Genomic DNA, 1,466 nt, shown 5'->3' on the forward strand with positions numbered 1-1,466 from the left:
TCAATAAACATAAGTACATCAATAGCAGCCTATGTAACAGCGACAGCCAGCATGATAGGAATGGATTTTACAACAAATAGTACAGGGTATACAGGAATAGAAATAGCCCCTGCAGGCGAGCCTTTAATCTGTTTGGGAACAACAATAAAACAGGCAGGAACAGATATAACTTCCAAAGTGGAAAGTATAGATATAACAGTAGATAATAAGCTTGAAGGAAAACAGTCATTAAACTCAGAGTACTACAAGGCAATAAGACAGGGAGAACGTGGAAGTGTAGGAATATCAATGACATTTAACGAATTTGATAAACCAACATATATAAAGGATTTAAGTGATATAAAATCAAATTCATCGTATGAAATAATAACAGAATTTGCAGAAAGAGGAAATCCCGCCAAAATATTTAGAATGACATTCCCAAATTGTAAAGTAACCAAGTCTGAGAGAACGGACATAGGAGGAGCTGGAGGACTTACAAAAGAAGTATCGGCTTACTATGATGAGACAGAAAAAACACCAGTAAAAATAGAAATGCTGGATTACGCAAGTATTCTGTAATAAGGTGATAATATGGCTAAAAAAAATATAAATATAATAGACAGAAGTAAGATAAAATCTGCTTCTGTCTCTGAGAAAAAGGAAGACATAGAAAAAAGATACCAAAATGCAAAACTAAAGGTAGATAATAAAAATCCTGATAATAAGGACTTGAGAAATACAGGACAGCATATCAAAGAAGAACTTAAAAAGAATGAATCACCAGTGATACCAGAACAGAAAATAACGGATATAAGGACTTATGGATCAGATAAGGACTACGTAGTGGTGGAATTAGTCGGAAAATACAGGAATATGTGGAACTATTTTACAAAGCCAGAGGTAATAAGAAGAATAAAGGAAGACAGCAAAGACATAGAGATAATCCCAATAGAATATAGCTTCACAGAAAGTAAAGAGGTAGAATTCCTGTTCTCACAGTTAAATGAAATATTTTTAGATGGTGTAAACACTGAAGTAAGTATGGAGAACTTACAAAAATTTTCAGACAGACATGGAGAAATATTAAATAAGGCAATATTGGAGTTAATGAAAGAAAATATGGTACAGCTAAAAAAGTATCAGGCCGGAATTTTGACAATCCATATGCTAGGGCGTGTCTAAATATAGTAAAAGGGCATGAAACAACAGATGAAGGACTGCAAAAAGTAATAAGTGATATTCAAAGATATAGAATGTATTTTGGATTAGCAGGTATGGGTGATCGTTATGAGATGAAACACTTGCCTTTAAAGAGGTCAATAGACGAGCATCCATATTGGTTAGTAACTAAATTTGAATACATATTAGATAGATTTAACAGAGCTTGTAGAGAAAATAAACCAAAGTAAGGAGGCTAAAGTGGAACAGGACAGAATAGAAACGGTCTTAAGTGTGGTAGATAACTATACAAGAGAGATAGAAAG

2 protein-coding genes are annotated in these 1,466 nt (G+C 33.5%); both read left to right on the forward strand.

Translation table 11 applies throughout. From position 1 onward, the window contains the following. Positions 1–561, forward strand: a 561-nt coding sequence (locus NK213_RS20015) for a phage tail tube protein (protein WP_371926479.1), incomplete at its 5' end; no start/stop codon positions are given. Between the two features lie 12 nt (positions 562–573). Beyond that, positions 574–1,164 carry a hypothetical protein gene (locus NK213_RS20020; RefSeq protein ID WP_253352634.1) on the forward strand — a complete coding sequence of 197 codons (591 nt, stop codon included), beginning with the start codon at positions 574–576 and terminating at the stop codon, positions 1,162–1,164. The last annotated feature ends 302 nt before the right edge of the window (positions 1,165–1,466 follow it).

This window comes from Sebaldella sp. S0638 (assembly GCF_024158605.1).
In the GTDB taxonomy this organism is placed as follows: Bacteria; Fusobacteriota; Fusobacteriia; order Fusobacteriales; family Leptotrichiaceae; genus Sebaldella.